21 protein-coding genes are annotated in these 23,236 nt (G+C 61.5%); 7 read left to right on the plus strand and 14 right to left on the minus strand.

Annotation, left to right across the window (positions count from 1 at the left end):
* Complete coding sequence (locus J3361_RS24655) at positions 1-171, minus strand: hypothetical protein (protein WP_170866862.1); 171 nt, start codon at positions 169-171, stop codon at positions 1-3.
* A gap of 243 nt (positions 172-414) precedes the next feature.
* Positions 415-1,428, minus strand: coding sequence for a zinc-binding alcohol dehydrogenase family protein (locus J3361_RS24660; protein ID WP_207966735.1), 1,014 nt, complete (start codon positions 1,426-1,428; stop codon positions 415-417).
* A 114-nt stretch (positions 1,429-1,542) separates the two neighbouring features.
* On the opposite strand from J3361_RS24660, the gene J3361_RS24665 reads away from it, so the two are divergent.
* From J3361_RS24665 to J3361_RS24675, 3 genes are all read left to right on the plus strand, one after another.
* Positions 1,543-2,472 carry a LysR family transcriptional regulator gene (locus J3361_RS24665; protein WP_207966736.1) on the plus strand — a complete coding sequence of 310 codons (930 nt, stop codon included), beginning with the start codon at positions 1,543-1,545 and terminating at the stop codon, positions 2,470-2,472.
* 141 nt (positions 2,473-2,613) lie between these two features.
* On the plus strand, positions 2,614-3,348 hold the full coding sequence (locus J3361_RS24670; protein WP_207966737.1) for a helix-turn-helix transcriptional regulator: 735 nt from the start codon (positions 2,614-2,616) through the stop codon (positions 3,346-3,348).
* 110 nt (positions 3,349-3,458) lie between these two features.
* Positions 3,459-4,838 (plus strand): MFS transporter, encoded by a 1,380-nt coding sequence (locus tag J3361_RS24675; RefSeq protein ID WP_207966738.1) that lies wholly within the window; start codon positions 3,459-3,461, stop codon positions 4,836-4,838.
* A gap of 157 nt (positions 4,839-4,995) precedes the next feature.
* Here J3361_RS24675 and J3361_RS24680 read toward each other — a convergent pair whose 3' ends face one another.
* From J3361_RS24680 to J3361_RS24690, 3 genes are all read right to left on the minus strand, one after another.
* The gene (locus tag J3361_RS24680) at positions 4,996-5,949 is read right to left on the minus strand and encodes an adenosine deaminase (RefSeq protein ID WP_207966739.1); all 954 of its coding nucleotides are present in this window, start codon (positions 5,947-5,949) and stop codon (positions 4,996-4,998) included.
* 85 nt (positions 5,950-6,034) lie between these two features.
* Positions 6,035-7,000 (minus strand): 2-oxoglutarate and iron-dependent oxygenase domain-containing protein, encoded by a 966-nt coding sequence (locus tag J3361_RS24685; protein WP_207966740.1) that lies wholly within the window; start codon positions 6,998-7,000, stop codon positions 6,035-6,037.
* A 143-nt stretch (positions 7,001-7,143) separates the two neighbouring features.
* Positions 7,144-8,226, minus strand: coding sequence for a BMP family ABC transporter substrate-binding protein (locus J3361_RS24690; protein ID WP_207966741.1), 1,083 nt, complete (start codon positions 8,224-8,226; stop codon positions 7,144-7,146).
* A 374-nt stretch (positions 8,227-8,600) separates the two neighbouring features.
* Between J3361_RS24690 and J3361_RS24695 the strand changes: the two genes are divergently transcribed.
* Positions 8,601-9,692 (plus strand): calcium:proton antiporter, encoded by a 1,092-nt coding sequence (locus tag J3361_RS24695; RefSeq protein WP_207966742.1) that lies wholly within the window; start codon positions 8,601-8,603, stop codon positions 9,690-9,692.
* A gap of 154 nt (positions 9,693-9,846) precedes the next feature.
* Here J3361_RS24695 and J3361_RS24700 read toward each other — a convergent pair whose 3' ends face one another.
* The 3 genes from J3361_RS24700 to J3361_RS24710 all read right to left on the minus strand — a co-directional run bounded on the left by J3361_RS24700 (position 9,847) and on the right by J3361_RS24710 (position 12,517).
* Complete coding sequence (locus J3361_RS24700; RefSeq protein ID WP_207966743.1) at positions 9,847-11,205, minus strand: 8-oxoguanine deaminase; 1,359 nt, start codon at positions 11,203-11,205, stop codon at positions 9,847-9,849.
* A 249-nt stretch (positions 11,206-11,454) separates the two neighbouring features.
* Positions 11,455-12,141: an SDR family oxidoreductase gene (locus J3361_RS24705; protein ID WP_207966744.1), complete on the minus strand. Its 687-nt coding sequence runs from the start codon at positions 12,139-12,141 to the stop codon at positions 11,455-11,457.
* Positions 12,142-12,166: 25 nt separating this feature from the next.
* The gene (locus J3361_RS24710; protein WP_186707958.1) at positions 12,167-12,517 is read right to left on the minus strand and encodes a MerR family transcriptional regulator; all 351 of its coding nucleotides are present in this window, start codon (positions 12,515-12,517) and stop codon (positions 12,167-12,169) included.
* A gap of 81 nt (positions 12,518-12,598) precedes the next feature.
* On the opposite strand from J3361_RS24710, the gene J3361_RS24715 reads away from it, so the two are divergent.
* A complete protein-coding gene (locus J3361_RS24715; RefSeq protein WP_207966753.1) occupies positions 12,599-13,027 on the plus strand; it encodes a hypothetical protein in 429 nt (142 codons plus the stop codon).
* Positions 13,028-13,094: 67 nt separating this feature from the next.
* Here J3361_RS24715 and J3361_RS24720 read toward each other — a convergent pair whose 3' ends face one another.
* The 6 genes from J3361_RS24720 to J3361_RS24745 all read right to left on the minus strand — a co-directional run bounded on the left by J3361_RS24720 (position 13,095) and on the right by J3361_RS24745 (position 19,607).
* The gene (locus J3361_RS24720; RefSeq protein ID WP_207966745.1) at positions 13,095-14,021 is read right to left on the minus strand and encodes an ABC transporter permease; all 927 of its coding nucleotides are present in this window, start codon (positions 14,019-14,021) and stop codon (positions 13,095-13,097) included.
* Positions 14,021-15,127 carry an ABC transporter permease gene (locus tag J3361_RS24725; protein ID WP_207966746.1) on the minus strand — a complete coding sequence of 369 codons (1,107 nt, stop codon included), beginning with the start codon at positions 15,125-15,127 and terminating at the stop codon, positions 14,021-14,023. Before J3361_RS24725 ends, J3361_RS24720 begins: the two co-directional genes overlap by 1 nt.
* An 11-nt stretch (positions 15,128-15,138) precedes the next feature.
* Positions 15,139-16,692, minus strand: a complete 1,554-nt coding sequence (locus J3361_RS24730) for an ABC transporter ATP-binding protein (protein ID WP_207966747.1) — start codon at positions 16,690-16,692, stop codon at positions 15,139-15,141.
* Positions 16,693-17,227: 535 nt separating this feature from the next.
* The gene (locus J3361_RS24735; RefSeq protein WP_207966748.1) at positions 17,228-17,809 is read right to left on the minus strand and encodes a YigZ family protein; all 582 of its coding nucleotides are present in this window, start codon (positions 17,807-17,809) and stop codon (positions 17,228-17,230) included.
* A gap of 7 nt (positions 17,810-17,816) precedes the next feature.
* On the minus strand, positions 17,817-18,467 hold the full coding sequence (locus tag J3361_RS24740) for a TetR/AcrR family transcriptional regulator (RefSeq protein ID WP_207966749.1): 651 nt from the start codon (positions 18,465-18,467) through the stop codon (positions 17,817-17,819).
* Between the two features lie 219 nt (positions 18,468-18,686).
* Complete coding sequence (locus J3361_RS24745) at positions 18,687-19,607, minus strand: LysR family transcriptional regulator (RefSeq protein ID WP_207966750.1); 921 nt, start codon at positions 19,605-19,607, stop codon at positions 18,687-18,689.
* A 122-nt stretch (positions 19,608-19,729) separates the two neighbouring features.
* On the opposite strand from J3361_RS24745, the gene J3361_RS24750 reads away from it, so the two are divergent.
* Together J3361_RS24750 and J3361_RS24755 are read left to right on the plus strand one after the other, a co-directional pair.
* Entirely contained in the window at positions 19,730-21,079 is a 1,350-nt protein-coding gene (locus J3361_RS24750) for an aspartate aminotransferase family protein (protein WP_207966751.1), read from the plus strand.
* A gap of 61 nt (positions 21,080-21,140) precedes the next feature.
* Positions 21,141-22,634: a CoA-acylating methylmalonate-semialdehyde dehydrogenase gene (locus tag J3361_RS24755; RefSeq protein WP_207966752.1), complete on the plus strand. Its 1,494-nt coding sequence runs from the start codon at positions 21,141-21,143 to the stop codon at positions 22,632-22,634.
* Positions 22,635-23,236 lie beyond the last annotated feature (602 nt).

Consider the following 23,236-nt stretch of genomic DNA (forward strand, 5'->3'; position numbering starts at 1 on the left):
TCAGCCGGCTGCGCGCTGCTGTTGTTCGGGGAAGCGATGGGGCGCATGGATGCGCGCTTGCAAGGTCGTGGCAAAAGCCTGGGCTTCAGCCTCGGTACGGAAGGTGACGACGTGCTGGTCAAGACGCACTTGCCATTGGGATTTTGCCACTTCTTTTATCAGGATCTTCATTGCTGACCTCCTCACGAAAAGATTGCGTTGCAAAGGCCTCGAGTGTAGACCCGAATACGATCGCAATTGTGACAACGGTCAACTCTCGGACTGACGGTGCACTCCCACATTGATGCAACACCTGTGGCGAGGGAGCTTGCTCCCGCTTGGGTGCGCAGCACCCACATTGGGGCTGCTTCGCAACCCAGCGGGAGCAAGCTCCCTCGCCACAAGGATTGTTAGCGGGGCGACTGCCGTGTTCGGTCAGAAGCCCTCGAGCACAATCTTGCCCTTGGCCTGGCCGCTTTCCAGCAAGGCATGGGCCCGACGCAGGTTTTCGGCGTTGATGGTGCCGAAATGCTCGCCCACGGTGGTCTTCAGCGTGCCGGCGTCGATCAGGGCGGCCACGCGGTTGAGCAGCTTGTGCTGTTCAAGCATATCGGCCGTTTCGAACAGCGAGCGGGTGTACATAAATTCCCAATGCAACGACAGGCTCTTGCGCTTGAGCTTGGTCACGTCCAGCGCCTTGGGATCGTCGATCAGCGCCAGTTTGCCCTGGGGCGCGAGGGCTTCGACCAACTGGTCCAGGTGCTGGTCGGTCTGGGTCAGGCTGGCGACATGAGTCACCTGGGGCTGTCCCGCTTCTTTCAACACTTCGCTCAAGGGGCGGCTGTGGTCGATCACCAGGTCGGCACCCAGGCTGCGCACCCATTCCTGGGTTTGCGCACGGGACGCGGTGCCAATCACCTTCAACCCGGTGAGTTGGTGGGCCAGTTGCGTCAGGATCGAACCCACGCCTCCCGCCGCGCCGACGATCAACAGGCTCTGGCCCTGATCGTCCTGGCCTTCCTGGATGCGCAGGCGCTCGAACAATAATTCCCACGCGGTGATAGCCGTCAGCGGCAGCGCCGCAGCGTCGGCGAAACCGAGGGTCTTGGGCATGTGGCCGACGATGCGTTCGTCCACCACATGCAACTCGCTGTTGCCTCCGGCCCGGGCGATGGAACCGGCGTAGAACACCTTGTCCCCGGCCTTGAACAGCGTGACCTCGCTGCCGACTGCCTTGACCACGCCGGCCACGTCCCAGCCCAGCACCTTGGCGGCGCCACCTTCGGGCTGGACGTTCTGGCGGACCTTGGTGTCCACCGGATTGACCGAAATGGCCTTGACCTCCACCAACAGGTCCCGGGGGCCTGCGACCGGTTCCGGCAGCTCGATGTCCTGGAGCGATTGCGGGTCGGTGATGGGCAACGAATGGTAGTAGGCGATGGCTTTCATGAAGCGGCTCCGTGAGGTGAGTTTCGAGGAAGGCCATGTTTAGCTATTTATCACCGAGATAAAACCGGCTAAAACAACAGGCTCTTTCAATAATATTTTGATAATGGAGTCGTCATGCTTCGCTTCGATGACTTGCAATTGTTTGTCCGGGCGGCGGACCTGGGCAGTCTCTCGGCGGCAGCCAGGGTCATGGACCTGTCGGCGGCGGTGGCCAGTGCCGCGTTGAAACGGATCGAGCAGCACCTCGGTGCGCGACTGTTGGCCCGTTCCACCCGCAGCCTGCGCCTGACGGCCGAAGGCGAGGGGTTTCTCGAATACGCCCGTGCCGCGTTGAGCAGTCTCGACGAAGGACGGCGCTTATTGACCAGCGGCCAGGACCAGGTCAGCGGGGTGTTGCAGTTGTCCGCGCCATCAGACCTGGGGCGCAACCTGCTGTTGCCCTGGCTGGATGAGTTCCAGCGCGAGCACCCCGGGCTGACGGTGCGGCTGCTGCTGGGAGATCGCATGGCCGACCTGTTCAAGCAGCCGGTGGACATCGCCCTGCGTTATGGCGAGCCGGAAGATTCAAGCCTGGTGGCCTTGCCCGTCGCCCCGGATAACCGCCGGGTGCTGTGTGCGTCGCCAGACTATCTGGCGCGCCAGGGTGAACCCCATCAACTGGAACAACTGGCCCAGCACAACTGCCTGTTGTACATGCTGGGCAGCCGGATCCATGACCGATGGGTCTTTCATGACGGCAAACGGGAGGTGAGCCTCACCGTCGGCGGCGATCGCTTCAGTGATGACGCTGATGTGGTGCGCCGCTGGGCGGTGGCGGGGGCCGGGATTGCCTATAAATCGTGGCTGGATGTGTCCACCGATGTACTGGCCGGGCGCTTGAAAATCCTCTTGCCGCACCTGCAATGCGAGCGCGCGCCCCTCAATCTGCTGTGTGCCCACCGGGCGCAATTGAGCAAGCCCATCAACCTTTTGCGGGACATGCTGCGGGACCGCTGCGGTGAGTTGACGGCTCGATTTCCACTCCTGGCGGGGGCGGGCCATTAGTCGCACGCAAATAGAGAATTTTCCCTCATGAACAATCGCCTCCAAAGGTTTCCGGAGGACAGGAAAGCGCGGTCACCGCGCTTATACTAGCGACCGCCTGCGCCAGAGCAGTAGACGAATGATTCAACAGGGAGTGAATACATGGAACATGCACCTTGCATCAGCCAGATCGCCACGCTGCTGGCTGACCCCAAGCGCAGCGCAATGATGTGGGCCTTGATGGACGGCACGGCCCGCCAGGCCGAGGAGCTGGCGTTGCTCGCCGGATTGTCGCCGTCCTCGGCCAATGCGCACCTGGGGCGCTTGTCCGCGGGAGGTCTGTTGAAAGTCGAAGCCCGGGGCCGCAAGCGGTTCTTCCGACTGGCCGCGCCTGAAATCGGCGCCGCCGTCGAAGCGCTGGCCAGCGCGACCCTGGTCAGTACGCCACGGCAGATTCCGGAGGTCTTCAGGCGCCGGGTGATGCCGACCAAGGCCCCGTCGGCCCCCGCTTCGTTGATGCGGGCCAGGCTGTGCGACGACCACCTGGGGGGAACCCTGGCGGCCGACCTCTACCAGCGCCTGCTGGACGCCGGATGGATCGAGCAGTTCGAACAACGAGTGATCGTCACGCACAAGGGGGCCAGTCAACTGGCCGAGCGGGGCTTGTTCATCCAGGCCCTGGCTCATCGCAACGCCCGTATCGCTTGCCCCTGCCCGGACTGGAGCGAGCGTCGTCCGCATCTGGGTGGCGCGCTGGGGGCGGCGTTGCTGCAACTGTTCATGCAGTCGGGTTGGCTGACCTTGCCCAACGATTCGCGGGCTTTGCAGGTGACGACGCTCGGCCAGCAGGAAATCCACCGGTTCGTCCGGCAGGATGCTGTGGAGATGGCGTTCTAGGGAACTGCCAGGCGCGTCGTTCAGGGCTGTCGACAGGTCGTATTCAGCAATAACCGCCTGCAAGGTTCGCGCACACTCGGTCCGGGGAATTTTCGGATTGGGGAGGCAGCATGGACACTCAAGATTACAGCGCGGCGGAACGCCTGGAGCGGTTACCCATCAGTGGGTATCACCGGGTGATTTTCATCATCATCGCCCTGGCGTTTTTCTTCGACTCGATGGACCTGGCGATGATGACGTTCCTGCTGGGCTCGATCAAAGCCGAGTTCGGCCTGAGCACTGCCCAGGCCGGTTTGCTCGCCAGCTCCAGCTTCTTCGGCATGGTGCTGGGGGCGTCGCTGTCGGGCATGTTGGCTGATCGGTTCGGGCGCAAGCCGGTGTTCCAGTGGAGCATCGTGTTGTGGGGCATTGCCAGTTACCTGTGCTCTACCGCCCAGGATGTCGAGACCTTGACGCTGTTTCGCGTCCTGCTGGGTATCGGCATGGGCATGGAGTTTCCGATTGCCCAGTCCATGCTCTCGGAACTGATCCCGGCCAAGCGCCGAGGGCGCTACATCGCCTTGATGGATGGTTTCTGGCCCCTGGGCTTCGTGGCGGCGGGGGTGCTGTCGTATTTCCTGCTGCCGGTGATCGGCTGGCGCGACATCTTCCTGGTGCTGGCGGTGCCGGCGGTGTTTGTCCTGGCGATTCGCTTCTTCATTCCCGAGTCGCCGCGCTGGCTGGAACAGGCCGGTCGGGGTGACGAAGCGGACGCGGTGCTCAAGCGGATCGAAGACAAGGTCCGGACCTCGCTGGGACGTCGCGATCTGCCGGAGCCGATCCGCCTGCCGAGGGTCGAGAATGTTCCGGGCAATTTCTTTTCGGCCCTGGCGCAGATCTGGTCGCCGCTGTATCGCCAGCGTACGACGATGATCTGGAGCGTCTGGTTCTTTGCCTTGCTCGGTTTTTATGGCCTGACGTCCTGGCTCAGCGCGTTGTTGCAGCAGTCGGGGTTCGCGGTGACGCAGTCGGTGTATTACACCGTGCTGATTTCCCTGGGCGGGATTCCCGGCTTCCTGATGGCGGCCTGGCTGGTGGAGCGTTGGGGACGCAAGCCAGTGTGCATCATCACGTTGCTGGGCGGCGGGGTGATGGCGTTTCTGTATGGGCAGAGCGCGGTGTTTGGCGGCAACGTCGGCCTGTTGATCGGCACCGGGTTGCTGATGCAGTTCTTCCTGTTCGGCATGTGGGCGGTGCTTTATACCTACACGCCGGAGTTGTACCCGACCTCGGCCCGGGCTACGGGCTCGGGTTTTGCTTCGGCGGTGGGGCGTATCGGTTCGCTGCTCGGCCCCTTGGTGACCGGCCTGGTGTTTCCTATCACCGGCCAGGGCGGCGTATTCGCCCTGGGCGCGCTGTGCTTCGCCGTGGCGGCGGGGGTGGTCTGGTTGTTCGGGATGGAGACGCGGGGCAAGACGCTGGAAGAGTTGAGCGAGGGGGGAGCGCAATAGAGTTCCCTGTGGCGAGGGAGCTTGCTCCCGCTGGGCTGCGTAGCAGCCCCATCATCAAACCATTTTCACCGATTGCGACCGCTTCGCGCTCGAGCGGGAGCAAGCTCCCTCGCCACAGGTGTTCTCAGTGAAGAGGGCCTACTCAACGTCACCGGGCTTAAGGTTTCACCAACCGTGCATCCAGGCTGTTCTGGGCCAGGCGCTTGGCCTGGTCCTGGGTCATGCCCAGGTGGGTATACAGCGCGTGGAAGTTCTCGGTGACGTAGCCGCCGAAGTACGCCGGGTCATCGGAGTTCACCGTCACCTTCACGCCGCGCTCGAGCATGTCGAGGATGTTGTGTTGCGACATGTCGTCGAACACGCACAGCTTGGTGTTGGACAGCGGGCACACGGTCAATGGAATCTGCTCGTCGATGATCCGCTGCATCAGCCGCTCGTCTTCGATGGCCCGCACGCCATGGTCGATGCGCTGGATCTTCAGCAGGTCCAGGGCTTCCCAAATGTACTCGGGCGGACCTTCTTCGCCGGCATGGGCAACGGTCAGGAAGCCTTCGTTGCGTGCGCGGTCGAATACGCGCTGGAACTTGCTCGGCGGGTGGCCCATCTCCGAACTGTCCAGGCCCACGGCCACGAAGGCGTCGCGAAACGGCAGCGCCTGGTCGAGGGTTTTCTCGGCTTGTTCTTCGCTCAGGTGACGCAGGAAACTCAGGATCAGCCCGCTGGTGATGCCCAGTTGCTGCTGACCGTCCTTGAGGGCAGCGGCGATGCCATTGAGCACCACTTCGAACGGGACGCCACGGTCGGTGTGGGTCTGTGGGTCGAAGAACGGTTCGGTGTGGATCACGTTCTGCGCCTTGCACCGCAACAGGTAGGCCCAGGTCAGGTCGTAGAAATCCTGGGAGGTGCGCAGCACATCGGCGCCCTGGTAATAGAGGTCGAGGAATTCCTGCAGGTTGTTGAAGGCATAGGCCTTGCGCAGGGTGTCGACGTCGCTCCACGGCAGGGCGATCTTGTTGCGTTCGGCCAGGGCGAACAGCAGCTCGGGCTCCAGCGAGCCTTCCAGGTGCAGGTGCAGTTCAGCCTTGGGCAGGGCGTTCAGCCAGTCGTACATGGTCTTTTTCTCATCAGCGAATCGATGGCGGGCATTCTACAGGGGGCTGGCCGCCCTGTCGGGTAAAACCTGACCGGCTGATCCACTACACGGCCTGGGGCTCCCGCCGGTAAGCATAGGTGTCGGCGAAGCGCGACAGCAGGAATTCGGCGCAAGTAGTCGTTGGGTACTTGGGTGGGTGGGCGTCATCCTGGCAACCGGGCAGGCACTGGATCAGCGTGTCGGGGTGCGGCTCGGCAAAGAATGGCATCGAATAGCGGTCCACTCCCAGCGGGCTGATCACCCGATGCGGCGTGGACAGGTAACGGTCGTTGCTCCAGCGCGCCATCATGTCGCCGAGGTTGACCACGAAGGTGCCGTCGATGGGCGGTGCGTCGATCCACTGGCCATTGACGTTGCGCACTTGCAGGCCACCGGCGGCGTCCTGGTAGAGCAGGGTGATGCAACCGTAGTCGGTATGGGCGCCGGCACCTTGCTGTTCGGCGCAACTGGCGGTGTCGCGGGGCGGGTAATGGATCAGGCGCAGCACGCTCACCGGTTCGTTGAAGCGCGTGTCGAAAAAGTCCCGTTCGATGCCCAGGGCCAGGGTCATGGCCCGCAGCAGGGTTTGCGCAAGCGCCTGCATGTCGCGGTAATGCTGCTCCATCAAGGTTTCCCAGCCCATCAGGTCGGGGTGGCGGTTGGGGCCACGCAGGGGTTTTTCCGCCAGCACTTCCGGGTGATCGGCCGGCAGGTGCAGGCCCATGTCGAAGGTTTCCTTCAGGTCGCTGGGCTTGGTCGGGTCCAGTTGTTCCGTGGCGACGGCGCCGTAGCCACGATGGTGGCGGGTCTGGGTGATGTCGATCTTGAGTTTTTCTTCAACGGGCAGGGCGAAGAAGCGTTGGGCATTGCCCTGCACCTCGGCGATGCGCGCCGGGCTGATGGGGTGGCCCTTGATGTAGAAGAAGCCCCACTGACGGCAGGCGCGGTCGATCTGCTCGGCGACGCCTTGCCAGGCGTCGGGCTCATCGCCGTAGAGCGGGCTGATGTCGATGATGGGAAGGCTGTTCATGGCTTTTCCTGAACTTAAAGGTGTACTCAATGTGGGAGCGAGCCTGCTCGCGATAGCTGACTTACATTCAACATTGATGTCGATAGATAAATCGCGATCGCGAGCAGGCTCGCTCCCACAGGGGTTAAGTGTTGAAGCTGGGATTACTTGGGAATCTCAGCCTTCATCCCTTCAACGTAATAATTCATCGACGCCAGTTCCGCGTTGCTGGCGCTCACGCCCGCGGCGATTTTCTCGACGCCGGCCTGGTCCTTGATCGGGCCGGTGAACGGGTGGAAGGCGCCGCTCTCGATGTCGGCGATGATCTGCTCGGCTTCGCCCTTGACCGCTGCCGGCACAAGCTCGCTGATCGGCAGTTTCACCGTGCCTTCCTTCAGGCCGCCCCAGTAGTCCTGGGATTTCCAGTCATGGTCGAGCACGCTTTGGGTCGCCTGGATGTAATGCGGGCCCCAGTCGTTGACGATGGAGGTCAGCACCGCCTTGGGCCCGAAATGGGCCATGTCCGAAGCGTAGCCCACCGCATAGACGCCGCGGCGTTCGGCGGCCTGGATCGGCGCCGGGCTGTCGGTGTGCTGGAACACCACATCCACGCCCTGGTCGATCAGCGCATTGGCGGCGTCGGCTTCCTTGCCCGGGTCGAACCAGGAGTTGACCCATACCACTTTGATCTCGGTGCCAGGGTTGTATTTGTTCAAGGCCAGTTGGATGGCGTTGATGTCGCGGATGACTTCCGGGATCGGGAACGAGGCGACATAACCGATCTTCTTGGTCTTGGTCATCTTGGCCGCGAGGAAACCGCCGACGTAGCGACCCTCATAGGTGCGAGCCAGGTACGTGCCGAGGTTCTTGTCCTGCTTGTAGCCGGTGGCGTGTTCGAAGATCACCTTGGGAAACTGCTTGGCGACTTTCAGCGTCGGGTTCATGTAGCCGAAGGACGTGGTGAAGATCAGCTCGTACTTGTCCTTGGCCATGTTGCGGATCACCCGCTCGGCGTCGGCCCCCTCCGGCACGTTTTCCACGTAGTTGGTGGTGACTTGTTCGCCGAACTTCGCCGCCAGTTCCTTGCGCCCTTGTTCATGCTGATAGGTCCAGCCGTGGTCGCCGATCGGGCCGATGTAGACGAAGCCGACCTTCAGCGGGTCGGCGGCACTGGCATTGAGGCCGGCGCCCAGGCCGACGGCTGCGACGACGGCGCAAAGCAACTTCTTCAGGGGACGGTTGTGCATGAACTCGAACTCCATTTTGTTGTGAGGTTGGCTGTGCAGCAGCAATGCAAAATGCTGACCAACAAGACAACAAATACTCGATGTCTTGATACCGCCATCGCGGGCAAGCCTTGCTCCCACAAATGCAAGGCCAAACCATGTGAAATCAGCCCTGCCCCAACAGATGGGCCGTCCAACCTCAAGGGAGGCAAGCTTGCTTCACACGTGCGCCGTGATACTTGTGGGAGCAAGGCTTGCCCGCGATGCGGCCCTTGAGAACAATAAAGGTGCACCTGCCAGCCACTCGCCACCCCCTGGTGCGTCACAATCGGACGAAACGTTCGCGTCCCCCCACAGTCAGTAACTCATGACCCGCTCACAGTGACAGGCCCGCAATGCTCACTTTGATCAAGCAAGAAAAACTGCTGTTGCTGGCGCTGGCCGCCGTGTGTGTCGCCTATCCGCTGGAGCACTGGCTGCTGGGCAGCGGGCAGTTGGTGGCGTTGATCGGCGGCCTGGTCCTGATCGGTTTCATTGTCGCGGCCTCCATGCGCGTGGCCCATCACGCCGAGCTGCTGGCGGAAAAGGTCGGTGACCCTTACGGCACCATGATCCTGACCTTGTCGGCGGTGCTGGTGGAAGTGGTGATCCTGGCGATCATGATGAACAACGAAGCCTCGTCGACACTGGTGCGGGACACGATCTACTCGGCGGTGATGCTCGACATCAACGGCATTCTCGGGCTGGCGGCGCTGATGGGCGGGATCAAGCATGGCGAGCAGGTCTATAACGACGATTCGGCACGCACCTACAGCGTGATGATTCTCACGGCCATGGGCGTGTCGATGGTGGTGCCGGAGTTCATCCCTCGGGATAGCTGGCAAACCTATTCGGCCTTCACCATCGGCGCGATGATCGTGTTGTACACGCTGTTCCTGCGCATGCAGGTCGGACCCCACAGTTACTTTTTCAGCTACAGCTACCCGGAAAAGCGCCGCAAGAAAGAACCGGTGGAAAACGAACCTAAACCCATCAGCCTGACGATTTCCATCAGTGCGCTGGTGTTTGGCGTGGTGGTGATCGGTGCGTTGGCTGAAGTGATGTCCAAGGCCATCGACCTGGGGCTGGAAGGTTCGGGGGCTCCACCCGTGGTCACGGCGATCCTGGTGGCGGCGATCTCCGCCGCGCCGGAAATTCTCACCGCCCTGCGCGCGGCCCTCGCCAATCGCATGCAGGCGGTGGTGAACATCGCGTTGGGGGCTTCGTTGTCCACCGTGATCCTCACCGTGCCGGTGATGGAAGCCATGGCCCTTTACACCGGCCAGCCGTTCCAGATGGCAATGACCCCGGTGCAGACGGTGATGATCTTCATCACCCTGATCGTCTGCGCGATCAACCTCAACGATGGTGAAACCAATGCCATCGAAGGCATGACCCATTTTGTGTTGTTCGCGACGTTTATCATGTTGTCCCTGCTGGGCCTCTAGAAAAGCATCGCGGGCAAGCCTTGCTCCCACAGATCGCTGCAAGTCTGCGGACTCACGAAAAACTGTGGGAGCAAGCCTTGCTCCCACAGATCAATGCAAATCTTTGGGATTCATGAAAACTGTGGGAGCAAGGCTTGCCCGCGATGGCGTTGGGTCAGGCGCCGGCGATCAGTTCCCGCGCCGCCTGGCTGTGATCGGCAATCAAGCCCTTCAAGTCCAACCCCTCGACCTGCCCGTCGATCACCCGCCATTGCCCACCGATCATCACCCGGTCCGCTCGGTCCGCGCCACACAACAGCAGGGCCGAGACCGGGTCGTGGCTGCCGGAGAAGCGCAGCTCATCGAGCTTGAACAGCGCCAGGTCGGCCTGTTTGCCCACGGCCAATTCGCCGATATCGCTGCGCCCGAGCAGTTGCGCCGAGCCCCGGGTCGCCCAGCCGAGTACGCGCTCTGGCGTGATCGCTGGCGCGCCGTAGCGCAGGCGCTGGATATACAGCGCCTGGCGGGTTTCGAGGATCATGTTCGAGGCATCGTTGGACGCCGAACCGTCGACGCCCAGGCCCACGGGTGCGCCGGCGGCGGTCAGCTCCAGGGTCGGGCAAATGCCCGAGGCCAGGCGCATGTTCGAACTGGGGCAATGGCAGATACCGGTGCCGGCGGCACCGAGCCGGGCGATTTCGTCAGGGTTGAAGTGAATGCCGTGGGCCAGCCAGGTGCGTGGCCCGAGCCAGCCGACGCTGTCCAGGTAATCCACGGTGCGCAGGCCGAAGCGTTGCAGGCAGAACGCTTCTTCATCGAGGGTTTCGGCCAGGTGCGTGTGCAAGCGTACGTCGAGCTTCTCCGCCAGCTCGGCACTGGCACGCATGATCTGCGGCGTGACCGAAAACGGCGAGCAGGGCGCCAAGGCAATCTGGATTTGTGCGCCGTCGCCGCGCTCGTGGTATTCGGCGATCAAGCGCTGGCTGTCGTCAAGAATCACCTCGCCCTGCTGCACGGTCTGTTGCGGTGGCAAGCCACCGTCGGCTTCGCCCAGGCTCATCGAACCACGGGTCAGCATCGCGCGCATGCCCAGCTCACGGACACTTCGCACTTGCACGTCTATGGCATTTTCCAGGCCCTGGGGGAACAGGTAGTGGTGGTCGGCGGCCGTGGTGCAGCCCGACAGCAGCAACTCGGCCAAGGCCACTTTGCTCGCCAGGGCGAGTTTTTCCGGGGTCAGCCGCGCCCACACCGGGTAGAGGGTTTTCAGCCAGGGGAACAACGGCTGGCTCACCACCGGCGCCCAGGCACGGGTCAGGGTTTGGTAGAAGTGATGATGGGTGTTGATCAACCCCGGCAGGATCACATGCTCGCGTGCGTCGAAGACGTGGTCGCAGGGCTGGGCGGGTGGTTGGCCGGCGCTTAGCAGTTCGACGATCACACCGTCCTGCAGGACGAGACCGCCACGGGCATCGAGGTCGTTGGCCGTGAAAATGGCGAGGGGATTTTTTAACCAGGTACGGGTCGCAGGCATGGTGGCCGGCTCCTCTGAAAGTGGGTTCAGGTTAGCCAGCTCAGTGATGCCCTGTCTGCTGATCCAGGGTCGCCCGTTGGATAGGGCGAGGTGCGGAGTTTACTCAGGTTGCCGGATACATTTCCAGTATCAGGCTGAGATCCAAATGTGGGAGCGAGCCTGCTCGCGATGCGGTGGATCAGCCAATATAAATATTGAATATGAGTCTGCTATCGCGAGCAGGCTCGCTCCCACAGGGGATTAGCGGGCTTACCAGGGGATTGTTTCGCCTTTGTAATTGACGAAGTGATGCCCGCCCTTCCCGGCGAACGCATTCACTTGGTCGATCAACCCGCGAGTGCTGGTCTCGACATCGAGGTCCGCGCCTTCGCCGCCCATGTCGGTTTTCACCCAGCCCGGGTGCAGCGACAGTACCGTCAATGACTGTTCGCCCAGTTGGCTGACGAAGCTGTTGGTCATGGAATTGAGCGCCGCCTTGCTAGCCTTGTACAGCGCCAGTTCCGGCGCGTCGGGCATGGTCACGCTGCCCAGCACCGAACTCATGAACGCCAGCACGCCGCTGCCGTCGCGGATCTGGCCGACGAAGCGTTGGGCCAGGTTGATCGGCGCCACGGCGTTGGTGAAGAACAGCTGGCCGACTTCGGCCAGCGTCGCGCCGCCCGGGCCCTGGTTGTCCGGGCCCTTGACGCCGGCATTGACGAACAGCAGGTCGAAGGTCTCGCCCTTGAGCTGTTGGCTCAGGGCGATGACCGCTTGCTGGTCGTCCATGTCGAGTTTTTCGATCCGCACCGGGCCCAGTGCTTTCAAAGCCTCGGCGTTCTGCGGGTTGCGCACGGTGGCGGTCACGTTCCAGCCATCGCTGAGCAGCGTCTTCACCAGGCCGAGGCCCAGGCCCCGGGAGGCGCCGATGATCAATGCGTTTCTTGCCGAAGTCATGAGGGGCATCCTTGAAAGAAAAAGGTCACGGGTTTAATGGACAACGTTGCCCGAGCCGTTGTTTCAGCTCTTGACGCAACGCGTCGAGTTCGGTCATGCGTGTTTCGATCAGGTTCAGCTTGTCTTGCAGCAATTGCGTCACGGCGCAGTCCGGGTCGGGGGCGTTCCACAGGGCGGCGACGCTGGCGCCAATCTCACCCAGGGTAAAGCCCAGGCGCTGGGCGGTCTTGATATAGAGCACCAGTTGGACGATGTCGGCGGGATAGTCGCGGTAGCCATTGGCGCTACGTGACGCCGCGATCAGGCCGCGCTGCTCGTAGAAACGCAGCGTGTCTCGACTGACGGCGCAGGCTTGGGCTAATTCACCGATACGCATTGCGGAGCTCCAGAGGACTTGACCTTGGAGCATACCCCAGGCTTTAGCTTATTTGCTCCTCGATTATCTGGAGCAACGTGTATGTGGAGTTCGATGCAATATCGCCGGGTGGTGCTTGGCAGCGCCTGGTACGACCTGATCGTGTCGGCCGCGCTGGCCACGCCGTGGAGCTTTGCGGCGGTGCATGGTGTGTTGATGAGCATGACTCAGCTATTTGACCTGCCTGGGGACCTGCCGCCGTTTGCGCCGGCGCATGTGCTGATGGTGAACCTGATGGGCTCGATTGTCTGCGTGTGGGCGGTGCTGCGGATTCGTGATCCCCAGGCGCTGTATGGGCGTTATGACGCGATAGGGCGGTTTCTGTTTTCGGCCTGGATGCTGTATGCGCTGCTGCATGGAGCCAGTGCGGTGTTGTGGGTTTTCCTGTTTTTCGAGGTGGTGTGGGGTTTGGTTCAAGTGTTGCCTGTTCGAGCCTCATCGCGGGCAAGCCTTGCTCCCACAGGTCACTGAAGTCTGTAGAACTCATGAAAAACTGTGGGAGCAAGGCTTGCCCGCGATAGGCGCGCCGCGGTCTATCTCAATGCCCCGCCTGCCAAGGCTGTCCCAGGGATACCGGCGCATATAGCCGCGTGCGCACGGCATCCCTGGACAGCAACACCAGCACCAAAATGGTCGCGGCATAGGGCAGCATCGCCAGCAGGCTCGACGGTACCGCCAACCCCAACCCCTGGGCCACCAGGTGCAGGATGCTGGCGAGACCGAACAGGTAGGCGCCCAGCAGCAGGCGCCACACCCGCCAACTGGCGAAAACCACCAGCGCCAGGGCGATCCAGCCGCGCCCGGCGCTCATGTTCTCGGCCCACATCGGCGTGTAGGCCAGCGACAGATAGGCGCCGGCCAACCCGGCCATGGCGCCGCCAAACAGCACCGCCAGGGTCCGCACCCACAACACCGGCAGGCCCATGGCACTGGCGGCATCGGGGTTCTCGCCGACGGCCTGGATGATCAGTCCGGCGCGGCTCTTTACGATCACCCACGCCACCAGCGCAAACAGCGCAAAAGAGAGGTACACCAGCAGGTCCTGGGCGAACAACATTCGCCCGATCAAGGGGATGTCACTCAGGTACGGGATGGCCAACGGCTCGAAGCCCGCCAGCGGTTTACCGACCCAGGCCGCCCCGACAAAGCTCGACAGGCCCACCCCGAAAATCGTCAGCGCCAGTCCGGTGGCGACCTGATTGGCGTTGAACACCAGCGCCACCAGCGCGAACAATGCCGACAACAGCATCCCCGCAGCCATGGCCAGCAGCACGCCGAGCCAGAGGTGGCCGCTGTTGAACGCGACGATAAAACCGATCACCGCGCCGAACAGCATCATGCCTTCCTGGCCCAGGTTCAAGACGCCACTTTTTTCACAGACCAACTCACCCAGGGCCACCAACAGCAGCGGTGTGCCGCAGCGGACCATGGCGTAGAAAATATTGCTCAACAGGTCGATATCCATCACAAGGCTCCTGCCTGTACCGCGGTCGTTCGGGCGCGCCGGGTCCAGCGCAGGTTCAGGCGTGGCCGGTAGAGAATCAGCACGTCGCAGGCCAACAGGAAAAACAGCATCATCCCCTGGAACAATTGGGTGATTGCCTGGGGCAGATTCAGCGACATCTGCGCGCTCTCACCGCCGATGTACAGCAGGGCCATCAACAGGCTGGCAAACAGAATGCCGATGGGATTGAGGCGGCCGAGGAACGCCACGGTAATCGCCGCATAGCCGTAGCCCGGCGACACCTGCGGCACCAACTGGCCGATCGGTCCGGTCACTTCGCAGACGCCGGCCAGCCCGGCCAGCGCCCCGCTGATCAGCAGCGCCAGCCACACCAGCGGCTTCTGGCGAAAGCCGGCGAAACCGGCGGCGCGGATATCGAGGCCCAGCACCTTTATCTGGAAACCGATGAAGCTTTTCTGCAGCAAGACCCACACCGCCACCAGCGCCAGCAGGGCGAAATACAGCCCGGCATGAACCCGGCCATCCTCCAGCAGCAATGGCAGGCGACTGGCCTCGCCGAACATCGCCGACTCCGGGAAATTGAACCCCGCCGGGTCTTTCAACGGCCCGTGGACGCAAAAGAGCAGCAGGTTCAGGGCGATGTAGTTGAGCATGATGCTGGTCAGGATCTCGTTGGCGTTGAAGCGCGTGCGCAGCCACGCCGTGAGCGCGGCCCAAGCCGCCCCGGCCAGGGTGCCGGCCAGCAGGATCAACACCAATGCCCAGCGACTTTGCACGTCGATGATGTTCACCGCCACGGCACTGCCGGCCAGGGCGCCCAGCAGCAATTGGCCTTCGGCGCCGATGTTCCAGATCCGCGCCTGATAGGCCACTGCCAGGCCGAGGGCGCAGAGCAGGATCGGCAAGGTCTTGACCAGCCATTCGGACACGCCGTACAGGTCGCTGATCGGGGCGATCAACAGGGTGTACAGCGTTTGCAACGGGTCATGCCCGAGGGCGATAAACAGCAGCGAGCCGCAGCCCAGGGTCAACATGGCGGCCAAGAGCGGCGAGCACCAGAGCATCAGGCGCGATTGCTGGCCGCGGGGTTCGAGAGAAAGCAGCATGTGGAACTCCGTTAAACCGGCGCGGGGGCAGGGGATTGAGGGGCGTCGAACTGGCCGGCCATCCAGGCGCCGACGTCGCTGAGGCGGGTCTCGACGGTGGGACGCAAGGCCGACAGACGCCCGCCGCACAAGGCCCCGAGACGGTCGCTGATCTGGAACAGTTCATCGAGGTCTTCGGAGATCACCAGGATCGCCGCGCCCGCGTCGCGCAGGGTGATCAGGGCGCGATGGATGGTCGCTGCCGCGCCGACGTCCACGCCCCAGGTCGGGTGCGCGGCCACCAGCAGCTTCGGCTGTTGAAGGATTTCCCGGCCAAGGATGAATTTTTGCAAGTTGCCCCCCGAAAGGCTGCGCGCAGGAGTTTTGGTGTCGGGCGTCTTCACGCCAAAACGACGAATGATCTCCTCGGCCAGGTGTTCGACCTTGCTGCGTCGAACCAGCCCATGGCTGACCAGGCCCTGCTGGAAGGCGCTGAGCAAGGCGTTATCCGCCAGGCTCAGTTGCGGCACGGCGCCATGGCCCAGGCGTTCGGCGGGGACGAATGCCAGGCCAAGCCGGCGACGAGCGTCGGGGCGCAGGTGCGCTACGGGCTGCCCGTCGAATCGAATCGTTTCGCCTTGCTCGCGGACAAGCTGTGTTTCTCCACTGAGCAACGCCAGCCATTCGTCCTGGCCGTTGCCCGCCACCCCGGCGATACCGACGATTTCGCCGCTGCAAACTTCAAGGTCAATGTCCCGTAACGAGCAGCCGAACGGGTCCGGGTTGTGCCAAGACAGCTTGTTGATGTGCAGGAAGGCTTTGTCTGCGCTGACCTTGGGGTGCTCCGTGATCAATCCTGCTGCCTCGCCAACCATCAGTTGCGCCAGCTCTCGGTCCGAGCAATGCGCCGGGGTGCAATGCCCTGAGACGCGTCCGCCGCGCAGCACCGTGGCGCTGTGGCACAACGCGCGCACTTCCCCGAGCTTGTGGCTGATAAACAAAATGCTGCAGCCCTCGCTCGCCAGGCGACGCAAGGTCACGAACAGTTCTTCGGCTTCTGCGGGCGTGAGTACCGAGGTCGGTTCATCGAGAATCAACAACTGAATGTCTTGCATCAGGCAGCGAATGATCTCTACCCGCTGGCGCTCGCCAATCGACAGGCTGTGGACCAGCCGCTGCGGTTCCAGGGCCATGCCGTAGCGCCGGGAAACCTCGCGGATCCGGGGCTCCAGTTGCGCTGGCGTACCGGCTGCTGCGCCCATCGCCAGGGCAATGTTCTGCGCAACGGTGAGGGTTTCGAACAGCGAGAAATGCTGGAACACCATGCCGATGCCCAGGCTGCGAGCCTGGGCCGGGTTACGCAGGTTGACGCGCTGGCCTTGCCAGATCACCTCACCCGAATCGGCAGCGGTGACGCCGTAGATAATCTTCATCAGGGTGCTTTTGCCCGCACCGTTTTCCCCCAGCAAGGCGTGGATCTCGCCGGGCTGGATGCTCAGGTCGATGGCGTCGTTGGCCAGGCAACCGGGGTAGCGTTTGCTGATCTTGCGCAATTGCAGGCGCGCGATGGAGTCGGGGTTGGACATGACAGGCTCGGGCCGGTGGACAGGAATGCCTGTGGATAAAGCAATTTCCTGGCCATCAAGTCAGGAAATTGTCTTGAGTCCCGTTGCTGAGGCCTTCCGCGTCAGGCCTGAGCATCTGTAATGGGGAAATTCTGCACCGCCTTGGCGCGCACGGGTTTGGCCCAGGCAGCGGTTTGCCCTGAAATGGGTGGTCAAAAATTGAACAAGCGGCTGCGAGCCATGCCCTTCATGGGGTGGAAGGAGCCATGAACGGGTTATCCACAGGTTGCTCCACAGTAATTGTGTGCAAGCCGGAAACACGGGCATAAGCACTACGCGGCTTTCTTCTAAAGGTGATAAACCGATGCAAGCGGTTGTTTTGTGGAGGGATTTGGTGCTTGGGCAGGACTTTGGCTGAAAAATGAGCAACCCGCTGAAACCCGCATGACAGAAGGGTTACAGAGGGATGTGCTCAGGTTATCCACAGTCGGGTGCACAGTGGATGTGGGCAAGTTGAACGATTGCGCGATGCCCTGAAAGATTGCAGCCTGCGAACTCAACGCTCCAACAGGATCCGTCCACGGCTCAGGTCGGCCAGTTGCGTTTGCAAGGTTTCGATGTGGGCTTCGCCCACGGCCAATTGCAGGTCCACGCCATTGGCGGTGAAGCGCTCTTCATTCACCAGCCCACCGCACTCGGCGACGCGCAGTTTCACTAGGGGCAGTTCGGCGAACCCGCAACTACAGTGCAGCGGCACGCGGCTGATCAATTCGATTTTCTCCGCGTTTTGCAGGCACTTGTTCGCGCCGCCGCCGTAAGCCCGGGCGAGCCCACCGGTGCCCAGTTGAATCCCGCCATACCAGCGAATCACCAGCACCACGACCTGATCGCAGGCCTGGGCTTCGATCGCGGCCAGGATTGGCCGCCCGGCGGTGCCACCCGGCTCGCCATCGTCGTTGCTGCGGTACTGGTCGCCGAGTTTCCAGGCCCAGCAATTGTGGGTGGCATCCAGGTCGCTGTGCTGCTCGATAAAAGCCTGGGCATCGGCGGGGCTGGTGATGGGCGCGGCGAAGGTGATGAAGCGGCTTTTGCGAATTTCTTCGCGGTATTCGCAAAAACCGGCAAGGGTAAAGGGCATGGCGATCTTAAAGAGTGGGTGTCAGGCCGCAGCCCTTGAGAATGATGCGGATCAGGTTGTCACCCGCATCGACCATGTCCTGCTTGGTCAATTTGCTGCGACCGGTCACGCGACAGATCTGGGTAGCGAAGTCGGCGTAATGCTGGGTGCTGCCCCACAACAGAAAGATAAGGTGCACCGGGTCGATCGGGTCCATCTTGCCGGCGTCGATCCAGGCCTGGAACACGGCGGCCCGGCCATTGAACCAGGCACGGTAATCCTGGTTGAAATATTCGGTCAGGCATTCGCCGCCGCTGATCACTTCCATGGCGAACAGTCGCGAGGCCTGGGGCTGGCGACGAGAGAACTCCATTTTGGCGCGGATGTAGCGGGTCAAGGCTTCGGCCGGGTCATCCTCGGCGGTGAGGGTATTGAAGGTGCTGTCCCACAATTCGATGATGTTGCTCAGTACCGCCACGTACAGGCCGAGTTTATTGGTGAAGTAATAATGCAGGTTCGCCTTGGGCAGCCCGGCCTTCAGCGCGATGGCATTCATGCTGGTGCCTTTGAACCCGTGGCGAGCGAATTCATCTTCGGCGGCCTTGAGAATCGTGTCTTCGTTCTTTTGACGAATGCGACTGGTGGGCTTGCCACTGTGGGCAGGGACTTCAAAGGTCATGGGCGTTTCCGGGCTGGGTCTGTGGGCAAGCAAATGCGTTGATAGCGCACCGGCATCGATCCGACAAGTGCCATCACACTAAAAAGCCCTCGGCCAAAGACTTTGCCAACCCTACCAATGTGGGAGCGAGCCTGCTCGCGATAGCAGTGTGTCAGTCACATCTTTGTTGCTGACACACTGCTATCGCGAGCAGCCTCGCTCCCACAGGGTGTAATAAGGTCAGCGGGTGGCCGCCAGGCTCTCGAGAAAACTCTCCAACACCAGATGAGGCCGGCGCCCCTTGCGTGTTACCGACGCCAGGCTCAAATCATAGAACCGTGCCGCAGGCTTAAGGGCCCGCAACCGACCTTGCTGGACCCAGAGGTTGGCGTAGTGATCGGGCAGGTAACCGATGTAGCGCCCGGTAAGAATCAGGAACGCCATGCCTTCGCGATCCGATGCGCTCGCGGTGCAATTGAGCGCCTGGTAGTGGGCCTGGATCTCGGCAGGCAGGCGGAACGTAGGGGCGATGGCGTCCTGGCTGTTGAGGCGTGCGTCTTCAAGTTGTTGGTCATCGACATAAAACAGTGGATGCCCGACCGCGCAATACAGCAGCGAACGTTCACTGTACAGCGGTTGATATTCCAGCCCGGACAGTGCACTGGCCTGGGGAACCACGCCGACATGCAAGCGCCCGTCGAGCACGCCTTGCTCGACTTCGTTGGGGGCGATCATGCGAATCTGGATCTGCACGTCGGGCCCGCGCTCTTTCAATTGCGCCAGGGCGTGGGTGATGCGCATGTGGGGCAGGGTGACCAGGTTGTCGGTGAGGCCGATGGTCAACTCACCGCGCAAATGCTGGTGCAGGCCGTTGACCTCGGTGCGAAAGCTTTCCAGTGCGCTCAATAACTGCAACGCCGATTGATAGACCTCGCGCCCTTCTTCGGTCAGGGAAAACCCCGCGCGCCCACGTTGGCACAGACGCAGGCCGAGGCGCTGCTCGAGGTCGCTCATCTGCTGGCTGATGGCGGAGCGGCCGATGCCGAGCACGGTTTCCGCGGCGGAGAACCCACCGCATTCCACTACGCTGCGGAAAATGCGCAGCAGGCGAATATCAAAGTCGCTGACCTGGGCCAGTGGATCGGGACGACGAACGCTCATAGTTTAGTGATCCACCGACTGAAGGTTACAAAAGTTGGATTTCACCGACTTTATCGTCGTGGCAACTTAGCTGCAAGAATGCTTTCGATCCCCTGTCGCTTATGACCTGCGAGGTTTTGTCGATGAACATGCCCGAACACGCTGCCGGTTCCCTGGCCAGCCAGCTCAAGCTCGATGCCCACTGGATGCCTTACACCGCCAATCGCAATTTCCAGCGCGATCCGCGCCTGATCGTCGCGGCCGAAGGCAGCTGGCTGGTGGATGACAAGGGGCGCAAGGTCTACGACTCGTTGTCGGGCCTGTGGACATGTGGCGCCGGGCATACCCGCAAGGAGATTCAGGAAGCGGTCGCCAAGCAATTGGGCACTCTCGATTACTCGCCGGGGTTCCAGTACGGTCATCCGTTGTCGTTCCAACTGGCGGAAAAGATCACCAGCCTGACCCCGGGCAACCTTAATCATGTGTTCTTTACCGATTCCGGTTCCGAGTGCGCCGATACCGCAGTGAAGATGGTCCGCGCCTACTGGCGCCTCAAGGGCCAGGCGACCAAGACCAAAATGATTGGCCGTGCCCGTGGTTATCACGGTGTGAACATTGCCGGCACCAGCCTCGGCGGTGTCAGCGGCAACCGCAAGCTGTTCGGCCAAGCCATGATGGACGTCGATCACTTGCCCCACACCTTGTTGGCCAGCAACGCCTATTCCCGTGGCATGCCGAAAGAGGGGGGCATCGCCCTGGCCGATGAACTGCTGAAGCTGATCGAACTGCACGATGCTTCCAACATCGCCGCGGTGTTCGTTGAACCGATGGCTGGGTCGGCCGGCGTGCTGGTGCCGCCAGAGGGTTACCTCAAGCGTCTGCGGGAAATCTGCGACCAGCACAGCATTCTCTTGGTGTTCGACGAAGTGATCACCGGTTTCGGCCGCACCGGTTCGATGTTCGGTGCCGACAGCTTCGGTGTGACCCCGGACCTGATGTGCATCGCCAAGCAAGTCACCAATGGCGCGATCCCCATGGGCGCGGTGATTGCCAGCAGTGAGATCTATCAGACCTTCATGAACCAGCCAACGCCCGAGTACGCAGTGGAGTTTCCCCACGGCTACACGTATTCGGCACACCCGGTGGCCTGCGCGGCGGGCCTGGCGGCGTTGGACCTGCTGCAGAAGGAAAACCTGGTGCAGAGCGTGGCCGAAATCGCCCCGCATTTCGAGAATGCCTTGCACGGCTTGAAGGGCGCGAAGAACGTTATCGACATCCGTAACTATGGTCTGGCCGGCGCGATCCAGATCGCCGGGCGCGATGGTGATGCAATCGTGCGTCCGTTCGAAGCCGGCATGGCGTTGTGGAAAGCCGGGTTCTATGTGCGGTTCGGCGGCGACACTCTGCAATTCGGGCCTACGTTCAACAGTAAGCCACAGGACCTGGATCGTCTGTTCGACGCGGTCGGTGAAGTGCTGAACAGACTCGACTGACGCATTCTTTATAACAACGGGCGTCCGGCCACGGGCGCCTGTGGATAATTCTGGAGTCCCCATGAGCCTCATCCCGCATTTGATCAATGGTGAACTGCTGAGCGACAGCGCTCGCACCGCCGATGTTTTCAATCCGTCCACTGGCCAGGCCATTCATAAGGTGCCATTGGCTGATCGTGCGACCATCCAGCAGGCCATCGATGCCGCCAAGGCGGCTTTTCCGGCCTGGCGCAATACACCGGCGGCCAAGCGCGCGCAGGTGATGTTTCGTTTCAAGCAATTGCTGGAGCAGAACGAGGCGCGTATCGCCCAGTTGATCAGCGAGGAACACGGCAAGACCTTGGAAGATGCGGCGGGTGAGCTCAAGCGCGGCATCGAAAACGTCGAGTTTGCCTGTGCAGCGCCGGAAATCCTGAAGGGCGAATACAGCCGTAACGTAGGACCGAACATCGACGCTTGGTCAGACTTTCAACCTTTGGGCGTGGTGGCGGGCATCACCCCGTTCAACTTCCCGGCGATGGTGCCGCTGTGGATGTATCCGCTGGCGATCGTCTGCGGCAACTGCTTCATTCTCAAGCCGTCCGAGCGTGATCCGAGTTCGACGCTGCTGATCGCCCAGTTGTTGTTGGAAGCCGGTTTGCCCAAGGGCGTATTGAGCGTGGTCCATGGCGACAAGGCTGCGGTGGATGCACTGATCGAAGCGCCGGAAGTGAAGGCGTTGAGTTTTGTCGGGTCGACGCCGATTGCCGAATACATCTATGCCGAGGGCACCCGACGCGGCAAACGCGTCCAGGCGCTGGGTGGGGCGAAGAACCATGCGGTGCTGATGCCGGATGCCGACCTGGACAATGCCGTCAGCGCGCTGATGGGCGCGGCATACGGTTCATGCGGTGAGCGTTGCATGGCCATTTCGGTGGCGGTGTGCGTCGGCGACCAAGTGGCGGATGCACTGGTGTCCAAACTGGTGCCACAAATCAAGGCGCTTAAGATTGGTGCGGGTACGTCTTGCGGGTTGGACATGGGGCCGCTGGTGACCGGTCAACATAGGGACAAGGTCAGTGGCTATATAGAAGACGGTGTGGCGGCGGGTGCCTCGCTGGCGGTCGATGGTCGCGGCTTGAGTGTGACCGGGCATGAGCAGGGCTTCTTCCTCGGTGGTTGCCTGTTCGACCGTGTGACCCCAGAGATGCGTATCTATAAAGAAGAGATCTTTGGACCGGTGCTGTGCATCGTCCGGGTCAACAGCCTGGAAGAAGCGATGCAACTGATCAATGATCACGAGTATGGCAACGGCACCTGCATCTTCACCCGCGATGGCGAAGCAGCGCGGTTGTTCTGCGATGAGATCGAAGTCGGCATGGTGGGCGTCAACGTTCCATTGCCGGTGCCAGTGGCCTATCACAGCTTTGGTGGCTGGAAGCGTTCGTTATTCGGCGACCTGCATGCCTATGGCCCGGACGGCGTGCGTTTTTATACCCGTCGCAAGGCCATTACCCAGCGCTGGCCACAGCGTGCCAGCCATGAAGCTTCACAGTTCGCTTTCCCCAGCTTGTAATAGGTAAGTGAGGAGGCTGGCGCCGTTGGGCGCCGCCTAAGTGTTTACGGGGCTTTTAGACTGATATGACAGAATTGTGAAAATAGGTGTTGACGGCAGATTCTGGAAGTCTATAATTCGCCCCACTTCCGGCGCAGTCGAAACGGAAAACTCCTTGAGATTCAACGAGTTAAGTAGGTTTCGAAGGTGTTGGGCTTCAGTTCATCGAAGCTCGGAAGGAGCAGATAGGGCGGTGTTGTTTGGCTCTATCGGCGGTTCGATCTTCTCGGTCGAAAGCGGTGAAAAAGAGGTGTTGACAGCAGCGAGTAACGCTGTAGAATTCGCCTCCCGCTAACGAGAGATCGGAAGCGCAAGTGGTTGAAGTTGTTAAGGATTTCCAAGCGAAACTTTGAAAACTTCTTAAAATAACCGCTTGACAGATACACGGGGTGCTGTAGAATGCGCGCCTCGGTTGAGACGAAAGACTCAGCCAACCGCTCTTTAACAACTGAATCAAGCAATTCGTGTGGGTGCTTGTGGAGTCAGACTGCTAGTCAACAGATTATCAGCATCACAAGTTACTCCGCGAGAAATCAAAGATGTAACCAACGATTGCTGAGCCA

Source organism: Pseudomonas sp. OA65 (assembly GCF_017498305.1).
GTDB classification, from domain to species: Bacteria; Pseudomonadota; Gammaproteobacteria; order Pseudomonadales; family Pseudomonadaceae; genus Aquipseudomonas; species Aquipseudomonas zanjanensis.

Coding starts and splice junctions, on each gene's coding strand:
- J3361_RS24700 (WP_207966743.1), bottom strand. CDS start 11,205: ATGCCTGCGACCCGTACCTGGTTAAAAAATCCCCTCGCCATTTTCACG.
- J3361_RS24705 (WP_207966744.1), bottom strand. CDS start 12,141: ATGACTTCGGCAAGAAACGCATTGATCATCGGCGCCTCCCGGGGCCTG.
- J3361_RS24750 (WP_207966751.1), top strand. CDS start 19,730: ATGAACATGCCCGAACACGCTGCCGGTTCCCTGGCCAGCCAGCTCAAG.
- J3361_RS24730 (WP_207966747.1), bottom strand. CDS start 16,692: ATGTCCAACCCCGACTCCATCGCGCGCCTGCAATTGCGCAAGATCAGC.
- J3361_RS24680 (WP_207966739.1), bottom strand. CDS start 5,949: ATGTACGACTGGCTGAACGCCCTGCCCAAGGCTGAACTGCACCTGCAC.
- J3361_RS24755 (WP_207966752.1), top strand. CDS start 21,141: ATGAGCCTCATCCCGCATTTGATCAATGGTGAACTGCTGAGCGACAGC.
- J3361_RS24665 (WP_207966736.1), top strand. CDS start 1,543: ATGCTTCGCTTCGATGACTTGCAATTGTTTGTCCGGGCGGCGGACCTG.
- J3361_RS24695 (WP_207966742.1), top strand. CDS start 8,601: ATGCTCACTTTGATCAAGCAAGAAAAACTGCTGTTGCTGGCGCTGGCC.
- J3361_RS24745 (WP_207966750.1), bottom strand. CDS start 19,607: ATGAGCGTTCGTCGTCCCGATCCACTGGCCCAGGTCAGCGACTTTGAT.
- J3361_RS24675 (WP_207966738.1), top strand. CDS start 3,459: ATGGACACTCAAGATTACAGCGCGGCGGAACGCCTGGAGCGGTTACCC.
- J3361_RS24690 (WP_207966741.1), bottom strand. CDS start 8,226: ATGCACAACCGTCCCCTGAAGAAGTTGCTTTGCGCCGTCGTCGCAGCC.
- J3361_RS24735 (WP_207966748.1), bottom strand. CDS start 17,809: ATGCCCTTTACCCTTGCCGGTTTTTGCGAATACCGCGAAGAAATTCGC.
- J3361_RS24740 (WP_207966749.1), bottom strand. CDS start 18,467: ATGACCTTTGAAGTCCCTGCCCACAGTGGCAAGCCCACCAGTCGCATT.
- J3361_RS24715 (WP_207966753.1), top strand. CDS start 12,599: ATGTGGAGTTCGATGCAATATCGCCGGGTGGTGCTTGGCAGCGCCTGG.
- J3361_RS24725 (WP_207966746.1), bottom strand. CDS start 15,127: ATGCTGCTTTCTCTCGAACCCCGCGGCCAGCAATCGCGCCTGATGCTC.
- J3361_RS24660 (WP_207966735.1), bottom strand. CDS start 1,428: ATGAAAGCCATCGCCTACTACCATTCGTTGCCCATCACCGACCCGCAA.
- J3361_RS24670 (WP_207966737.1), top strand. CDS start 2,614: ATGGAACATGCACCTTGCATCAGCCAGATCGCCACGCTGCTGGCTGAC.
- J3361_RS24685 (WP_207966740.1), bottom strand. CDS start 7,000: ATGAACAGCCTTCCCATCATCGACATCAGCCCGCTCTACGGCGATGAG.
- J3361_RS24710 (WP_186707958.1), bottom strand. CDS start 12,517: ATGCGTATCGGTGAATTAGCCCAAGCCTGCGCCGTCAGTCGAGACACG.
- J3361_RS24655 (WP_170866862.1), bottom strand. CDS start 171: ATGAAGATCCTGATAAAAGAAGTGGCAAAATCCCAATGGCAAGTGCGT.
- J3361_RS24720 (WP_207966745.1), bottom strand. CDS start 14,021: ATGGATATCGACCTGTTGAGCAATATTTTCTACGCCATGGTCCGCTGC.